Here is an 8,529-nt window from a genome sequence, read left to right on the forward strand (position 1 = left end):
CGCGTAAATTTAACCCCGCGAGCGCAAATTTAACCGCAAAGAGAAATAATGGATGAAATTTTAAACGATCTGGCCAAATTTAGGGATTTTGCGACTTATAAAAATCCTAGCGTTACATTTTTCGGTTCGGCCAGATTTGACGAAAATAGCAAATACTGTAAAATGGCCTTTAGCCTCGCAAAAGAGCTTGCCGACGGCGGTTTTGCGGTCGTTAGCGGCGGCGGGCCTGGCGTGATGGAGGCGGCGAACAAGGGAGCGTACGAGAGCGGTAAAAGTCCGTCAATAGGTCTAAATATCGTGCTTCCGTTTGAACAAGTGACAAACAAATATGCCACGAGCAACTTCGTTTTTTCAAATTTATCCGCTCGCAAATTTGCTCTCATTGAGCGCTCGAGTGCGTTTTTGGTGTTTCCGGGCGGCTTTGGAACGCTTGATGAGCTGTTTGAGATCCTAGTGCTCGCACAAATCGGCGCCAAAAAAGCTAAAATTTTTCTCATCGGAAGCGAGTTTTGGAGCAAGCTCGACGATTTTATCAAAACTACGCTGATACGCGAAAAAGCCGTCAGCAAGGAGGATCTGTCGCTTTATACGATCAGCGACGATCTGGACGCCGTGCGGGATGAAATTTTGGGGGATATTCAACTAAATTAGCGTGCTAAAATTTTACTAATTTTAAGGATTTGGCGATGCTTGATAGGATCTTTTTGCGCTAATTTGCCTTGTTTTTGTCGCTATTTGCGGCTGTGTCGCCGTCAAATTTGACGGCGCGCGCGTCCCTTTGCTGATTTTAGCCGTCGTGGTTTTTGTAGTTGCGATCGCGGCGCACATGATGCACGAAAATTTAAACCTAGATAAAGATCTAAAAGACGGCGAAACTCAAGATAAATAGCCGTAAACAGCTTGGCGGCTAGTTAAATTCGGTCGGTAAATTTGCTGGGTGCGGATATCTAGCGCTCGGAGTTAAATTTTGATTTTTGTAAATTTAGCTCGCCTGAATTTTAGTAAATTTAATGAGCTAACCTTTTTAATTTACGCCCCAAGCGTCTTGTTCTCAAATTTATGAATTATCTCCGTCGAGCGCACTTGCCTTTCGCGTTAAATTTGGTAAATTTAACCGCGTCATCGCCGTTTGCAAATTCTGCGTCGTCTTGGCGGGTAAAATTCAAAGCCGAGCAAGGCGCAAAAGCTAAATGCTGGCTTAGCTCGCTATCCTTGGCTCTCAAATTTATAGCGTATTAAGCTATTTTTTATATAATCGCGCCGAATTTATACGAATTTGCCTTATTGTGGGGCTAGGGCGAGATTTGTAAATTTACAAACACTTTTACAAAAAAATCACAAGCGATGAATCACGAGACGAATTCAAGCGTTGCGCAGAAATTTTTGCGTCAAGACTAGGCATGTAGCCTGCCGCAGACCGAAAATTTCAAGCTCGTTTAAAGACGCTCGCGAGGTGCGCTTGCCCCACAAAGGAAAGAAAAAATGAAAATACTAATGGCCATGAGCGGCGGCGTCGACTCCACCATGGGCGCAAAAATGCTGCTAGAGGCGGGTCACGAGGTCGTGGGCTGCTATATGAAACTACACAAAAAGCCCGGCTACCACGAGCAAAACATCGGCAAAGTAGCCCGCGCGTGCGAGTATCTGGGTATAAACTATCACGTGCTCAATCTGCAAGACGAGTTTGACAGATACGTCTATACGCCATTCGTCGGAGCTTACAAAGAGGGGCGTACGCCAAATCCATGCGCGCTTTGCAACCGCTTTATCAAATTTGGCGAACTGCTAAAATTTGCCAAAAGTATCGGCTGTGAAAAGCTCGCCACCGGCCACTATATCCGCGTCCAAGACGGCATGATCAGGGTCGCCGCCGATCCTAGCAAAGATCAGAGCTACTTCGTAGCGCAGGTGCCAAAAGAGATCATCTCCGATATGATTTTCCCGCTCGGAGACAAATTTAAAAAAGATATAAAAGAGCTGGCAAAATCTCTGCCGAGCTTTCGCGAATACGGCGAGCAGGCCGAGAGCAGCGAGATTTGCTTCGTCGAGGACACCTATATCGAGGTGCTAAACAAGCACTACGAGACCGACTTGCCGGGTGACGTGGTCGATAGCGCGGGCAAGGTGATCGGGCGGCACAACGGCTATATGCACTACACGATCGGCAAGAGGCGCGGATTTGAGGTATTTGGGGCGCACGAGCCGCATTTCGTGCTCGCTATCGACGCGCAAAATAACCGCATCGTCGTAGGTAGCAAAGAGGAGCTTGAGCGCGGTAAAATCGCGGTAAATAGCCTAAATTTGTTCATAGACGAGAGTGAGTTTGACTGCGACGTCAAGGTTCGCTACCGCAGTATCGGGCTAAACGCGCACGTAAAAGTCCTAGAGGGCGACACCGCCGAGATTGAGCTAAAGCAGAGCGCATTTGGCGTGGCTAGCGGGCAGCTCGCGGTATTTTACAGAGGCGAGCTGGTTATCGGTAGCGGTTTTATCCTGTAAATTTATCTTAAATTTGATCGCTTCGGGCGGTCAAATTTTACTTTATAATTTTTGTTTTTATGTTATCTATAAACTTAAAGCGGATTTAAAAATCGGCGTAACATAGCAAAAAATATAAAAATAAAAGTTAATTCAAATTTTGTTTCCAAGCAACTCTAAAAGTACCGCAACGTGGCTTAAATTTATATCTTTAGTCGCGGTTAATAGAGCGATTTTACCGTGCTTTTTTTCTAGAGTTTTTAGCTCGTTCAGTCCCGCCGTCGCCTCTTTGTCGGCTAGTTCGGTCTTAAATTTAACTTTAAATTCCTCAAATCTAGCCTCTTTGTCCTCATGAAACCAAGACCTAAGCTCGTTTGACGGAGTAACGGATTTTAGCCATAAAAACGAGCAAAATATCTCCTTTTTCACTCCGCGAGGATAGAGTCTATCGACGAATACGCCGTAAAAATCGCTATTTTCATCGCCTTTTATAAAATCGTAAATTCTGAAAGCCTGAAACATTTTTACTCCCCGGTTTGACAAATTTGATTCCGAATTTTACAGTAAAATTGCTATTTTATCGACTAGATTTTAAATTATCTCCGTAGTTTACGGGTGCCAAGTTCTATCAAAAAGAAATCATACGCCGCATTTGATTTTTTTGTTTGTATCAAATTTCGGCTTTAATTTTCTAAGAAACGGCGCTAATTTTTCGTATGAGTACGCCAAAATAACCGCTCTTTAATCAAAATCCTTGTAAAATTCGCCAAAAAAATCGAGGCAAATTTATGCAAAAAAGTAAAAAAATCGCTCTTATTATCCTAGTCTCGCTCGCGGGCTTGCTGCTTATCTACACGCTTGCGGGCTTTTTAGGCGTTCCTTACGCGCTCAAAAATACGCTGCCCGCAAAGCTAAAAGACATGAACGCGAGCCTTAGCGTGGCGGAGGCTAAATTTAACCCCTTTACCTTCGAGCTAAACGTCACGCGCCCCGAGCTAAACACGACCGCGCCGCTTTTTAGCGCGGAGCAAATCGACGTCAAGCTTAAGCCTTTTTCGCTATTTAACAAGCTTGCGGAGGTTGATATATTGCGCCTTGAGAGCCCTAGCGTAAATATCGCTAGAGATAAAAACGGCACGCTAAATTTAGCTACGTTTTTAGGCGAGTCAAACGCTACTAGCACCGAAAATAACGAAACTAGCAGTATAAATTTCGCCCTAAACAGCACAAAGATAATCGGCGGCTCGTTTGCCTACTCGGACGAGAGTTTAAAACAGCCCTTTAGCGCCAAATTTGAGGGCATAAACTACGAAATCTCGGGCATAAATACCGAGCAAAATAGCGCGGGCAAGCACGTTTTCGACGCAAACTCCACGCTAGCGCAAAAGCTAGACTGGCAGGGCGGCATCGACCTTGCGCCGCTTCGAGTTTACGGCGAGCTTAGCCTAAAGGACTTTAACGTCCGTCCCGTCGCTCTTAGCTTCATCGACACGCAAGATCTGCGCATAAACGGCGCGCTCATAAACGCAAAAACTAGCTACGAACTAAGCGCGGACGGCGGCGTTATCAAGGCTGCATTAAAAAACGCCGCATTAAATTTAAAGTCGTTTGAAGCGCAACTTGATGGGCAAAATTTGAGCCTAGAGGAGCTTGATCTGCCCGCCATCGAGATAAATGCCGACGTTAGCGAAAAAAGAAGCTTTGCAGCCGATATTAGTGAGATAAAATTTAAAAATACGAGCTTTAAAGGCGAGGCGCAGGCAAATTTAAACAGGCTAAATTTAAGCGGCGTCGCCCTTAAGGCCGATATAAACGAAAAAGGTGATATAAACGCCTCCGCAGCGCTCAAAGCCCTGGGTGTTAGCGGGATAAACTTGACCGAAAAAAGCGTCGGCGAGATAAAACTCAAAGACGCAAACGCAAGCGAGCTGGATGCTAAAATAAAAGGGCAAAATATCGCAGCTGGCCTAAAAAATTTGACGCTTAACGTCGCCTCCGCCCCGGTCGGTAAAAACAGTGCGGCAAGCCTAGAAAAACTCATAATAAACGCGCCTAAATTTACGCTGGAAAATAACGCTAGCGCCGCTTCTATCGGCGAAGTAAAAGCGCAAAAAATCGCGCTAAAGACTAAAAATAAAGAACTCGCATCTGTGGCTGAAATCGGCGTGAAGGACGCGGATTTTGATCTAGCTAAAACGGCGCTGCGCATCGAAAGCGTCAGCATAAATAAGCCCAAATTTGCAACCGATATAAAAGAAAACGGCGAGCTTAGCGCTATTAGCGAGCTTGGCTTAAACGGCGAAAAAGCCTCCGCCAAAAAATCAAAAGCAAAAAGCAAAACCGAAAGCGCGAAAAAACCTGCCAAATCTCAAAAAACGGCAGAAAAAAGCAATGCCGGCAAAAATAAAAAAGCCGAGCAAAAAAGCGCTCAGAGCGCAAAGAGCGGATTTAAATTTAGCGTCAAAAACGTCTCCGTTACGGGCGCCGACATAGGTATAACCCATGTCTTTGAGGGGCAAAAGATAGCGCACAAATTTGACGGGCTAAATGTAAATTTGCAAAATATCAGCGAAAATTTAGCTGCGCCAGTGACCACTAAAATCGACATGAAAAGCTCGCAAAAGCTAAATTTGGCTCTTAAGGGTAAAATCACGCCAGAGCCCCTAAGTATCGAAGCCGATATAAAACTAAGCGATACAAATCTGCCTCGCTACTTCGTCTACGCTAAAAACTATCTGGACGCAAACCTAAAAAGCGGCGAGCTAAATGCCGAACTAAACGTAAAATACGCCGCGGACGCCACTGTAAGCGGTAAGGCAAGCATCGCAAACATCGAGCTTGCGGACGGCTCTGGCAATAAGGTGTTCGCTTTTAAAAACCTCAAACTATCTAAAATTTCGTTTGCGAAAAATTTCTTAAATTTAGAGCGCGTAACTCTGAGCGCACCGTTTTTAAAGGCGCATTTAAATAAAGAACGCGAACTAAATCTAAGCAGTCTAGTGAAAAAGAGTGAGAGCGAAAGTACGCAAAATGCGGACGTAAAACAAGCCGCCCCTAAAAACGAAAAGCCTGTCGAAGCCGCAAAACCTCAGAAAAAAGAGGGCGAATTTGACTTCGCTATCAAGAACATCCTCGTAGAAAACGGCGACGTTGACTTCTCCGATGCGTCGCTATTTATGCCGTTTGCGACTAAGATCACCAAGCTAGAAGGCGTGCTGATGGATATCGACAGCACTCGCCCGACGATGGGTACGTTTGAGGGCGTGGTCGGCAAGAGCGGCTTTAGCAAGATCGGGCTCAAGCTACTGCCGTACGATCCAAAAAAGAGCACGGAAGTCAAATTTAGCTTTAAAGATATCGATCTAGTCGACGTGACACCTTATAGCGGGCAGTTTTTGGGCTACAAGATAGAAAAAGGCAAGCTAAATTTGACCCTAAACTACGATGTTAAAGACTCTAAGCTAAACGGTAGCAATGTCGTAAATCTAGACACGCTAACGCTTGGCGAAAAGGTCGAGTCAAAAGATGCGGTAAACCTGCCCCTATCGCTTGCTATCTCGATCCTGAGCGATCAAAACAATCAGATAAACATCGATCTGCCGGTGACGGGCGATCTAAACGACCCAGACTTTAAATACGGCGGCATCGTCTGGGAAGCCGTAAAGAAGCTATTTGCCGACATCACGCTGGCCCCGTTTAGATTTTTGGGTAATATGCTCGGGCTAAGTAGCAAGGATCTAAACACTATCGACTTTATGCCCGCAAATGCCGAGTTAATAGTGTCCGAGCAGGCTAAGATAGCTGATTTTATCAAGCTAACGACGGCAAAACCTAAGATGAAGCTAAGCATCACTCCGGCCTACTCGGACGTGGACGTAACGGCGCTAAAAAACGCGAAGCTAAACGAAAAAATCAGCCAAACGATGGCACAAACGGGCAAGGACTACGCAGGAGCGCTCGCGTCGCTAGCTTCAAAAGAAAAAAGCAGCGACGAAAAGGCGCTCAGAGAAGCTGCGCTAAAGGGTATCGAGGTGAAAAAAGAGCAGCTGCTAGAGCTCGCTAACGCAAGAGCTCAGGCTATTAAGGCGGCCCTAGCGCAGGCGGGACTGGCCGAGGATAGGATGATCGTTAAAAAGCCCGAAAAAACGGACGTTAAGCAGGGCGAATACTCAAGCGTGATGATGGGCGTGGCGGACTAAATTTGCGCGGTAGCGGTTGTTTATTTTATCCGCGCTCTTGTTTGTTCGCCTTGCTTGCGACGAAGGATTTTTGGGTTTAAATTGCAAATTTGACGCACCGAGACCCGTACCGCGAAAATGCTAAATTTGGCTCGGTCAAATTTGACGCGAGATAAATTCGCGATATTTTAAAGCTAGAGGTAAAATTTATCCGCAAAAATCTACGAATTTAAGTTTTAGTTCGGTAAAATTAGACAAAAATTTTACAAAGGTTAATCGTTATGAGAGGTTACAAAATCTTTTCGGGTACCGCAAATCCGTCGTTTTCAAAGAAAATTTCGCATTATTTATCGCTTCCGCTTAGCGAAGCTACCGTAAAACGATTTAGCGACGGCGAGATCAGCGTACAGATCGGCGAGAGCGTGCGCGGTAAGGACATTTTCATCATCCAACCTACCTGCGCGCCTGCAAACGTAAATTTGATGGAGCTTTTGATCCTAACCGACGCGCTGAAGCGCAGCTCGACCAGCTCGATAACGGCGGTGGTGCCGTATTTCGGCTACGCGCGCCAAGACCGCAAGGCCGCTCCTCGCGTGCCTATTACGGCAAAACTCGTGGCAAACATGATGCAAACGGCGGGCATCGACCGCGTCGTCACGATCGACCTTCATGCAGGCCAAATTCAGGGCTTTTTCGACATCCCGGTCGATAACCTCTACGGCTCGATTATCTTTAACGACCACATCAAAAACAAAAATCTCAAAAACCCTATCATCGCTAGTCCCGACATCGGCGGCGTCGCGCGCGCTAGAAGCGTCGCAAAAGCCCTAAATCTGGATATCGTCATCGTCGATAAACGCCGCGAAAAAGCCAACGAGAGCGAAGTAATGAACGTGATCGGCGACGTGGCGGGCAAGGACGTGATCTTGGTCGATGATATGATCGACACCGCTGGCACCATCGTAAAAGCAGCTGAAATTTTTAAAGAGCGTGGCGCAACTAGTGTAATGGCGTTTTGCACTCACCCAGTGCTTAGTGGACCAGCCTATGATAGGCTAAAACTTGGCTTTTTAGACGAGCTAGTGGTGACTGACACGATCCCGTTAAAAGAAGAACTCCCTTGTATAAAAGTGCTAAGCGCAGCCTCGCTATTTGGCGAAGTGATACGCCGTGTTTATCACAATGAAAGCGTAAATTCTCTATTCTAAAAAACAAGCGAAAGTTTTTCACGGTTTTTTCACGCCGTGAAAAACATTTCTTAAGTTTTGTATGTTCTGTACTTCCTCTCATAACCATTATGAATTGTGCCTTATTCCCACCTTTTGAGTGACCTGTTACATATACCTTCTTAATATTACAATTCACATATTTTTCATACATTTTATCAAAATATTCTAATGCTTCTCTTTGTGCTTCTGTAAATGCATATTCTGGGTATGATGCATATGCATTATCTCTCCATTCCACACCACCTGCAGTCCCTTTAAATGCAATATATATCATATCTTCATATTTTAATGTCACCATTACAATAGGTTCTGAACCATCTGTATATCCTGTTTTACTATTATCTATATCTAAAATCTTAATATTACTATATGTTTCATCTTCTCTAACTGTTTTTAAAACTTTTTCCATTTCTGTTTCGTTTATTTCAGCTGGAAAATGTCCTAAACTATCAAGCTCAAATTTAAATTCTTTTTCCCAATCTCTTATTGTCTTACCAACTAACTTTTGTCCAACATTAAATTCTGTTGTATATAATATTGTGTTTATTATAAGTAGTTGTGTTAATGATAACCTTTTCACTATTTTCTCCTTAATGTTTTTAAATATTCTTTTTTCTCTTTCTCTATCTTATAACTATCACATG

General features: G+C 44.6%; 5 protein-coding genes and 1 pseudogene. 4 read left to right on the forward strand and 2 right to left on the reverse strand.

Annotation, left to right across the window (positions count from 1 at the left end):
• Window positions 1–48 precede the first annotated feature (48 nt).
• Window positions 49–651 carry a TIGR00730 family Rossman fold protein gene (locus Q0200_RS08280; RefSeq protein ID WP_297940140.1) on the forward strand — a complete coding sequence of 201 codons (603 nt, stop codon included), beginning with the start codon at window positions 49–51 and terminating at the stop codon, window positions 649–651.
• Between the two features lie 831 nt (window positions 652–1,482).
• The gene (mnmA, locus tag Q0200_RS08285) at window positions 1,483–2,499 is read left to right on the forward strand and encodes a tRNA 2-thiouridine(34) synthase MnmA (RefSeq protein ID WP_297940143.1); all 1,017 of its coding nucleotides are present in this window, start codon (window positions 1,483–1,485) and stop codon (window positions 2,497–2,499) included.
• A 132-nt stretch (window positions 2,500–2,631) separates the two neighbouring features.
• Here mnmA and Q0200_RS08290 read toward each other — a convergent pair whose 3' ends face one another.
• Window positions 2,632–3,000, reverse strand: a complete 369-nt coding sequence (locus Q0200_RS08290; RefSeq protein ID WP_297940146.1) for a DUF488 family protein — start codon at window positions 2,998–3,000, stop codon at window positions 2,632–2,634.
• Window positions 3,001–3,266: 266 nt separating this feature from the next.
• Here Q0200_RS08290 and Q0200_RS08295 point away from each other — a divergent pair, with 266 nt between their 5' ends.
• Both Q0200_RS08295 and Q0200_RS08300 read left to right on the forward strand, forming a co-directional pair.
• Window positions 3,267–6,677, forward strand: a complete 3,411-nt coding sequence (locus Q0200_RS08295; protein WP_297940149.1) for a DUF748 domain-containing protein — start codon at window positions 3,267–3,269, stop codon at window positions 6,675–6,677.
• A 260-nt stretch (window positions 6,678–6,937) separates the two neighbouring features.
• Window positions 6,938–7,864 carry a ribose-phosphate pyrophosphokinase gene (locus Q0200_RS08300; RefSeq protein WP_297940152.1) on the forward strand — a complete coding sequence of 309 codons (927 nt, stop codon included), beginning with the start codon at window positions 6,938–6,940 and terminating at the stop codon, window positions 7,862–7,864.
• 52 nt (window positions 7,865–7,916) lie between these two features.
• Here Q0200_RS08300 and Q0200_RS08305 read toward each other — a convergent pair.
• A pseudogene (locus Q0200_RS08305) lies at window positions 7,917–8,294 on the reverse strand (Mbeg1-like protein); the annotation flags it as partial.
• Between the last annotated feature and the right edge of the window lie 235 nt (window positions 8,295–8,529).

The organism is uncultured Campylobacter sp. (genome assembly GCF_938045225.1).
In the GTDB taxonomy this organism is placed as follows: domain Bacteria; phylum Campylobacterota; class Campylobacteria; order Campylobacterales; family Campylobacteraceae; genus Campylobacter_A.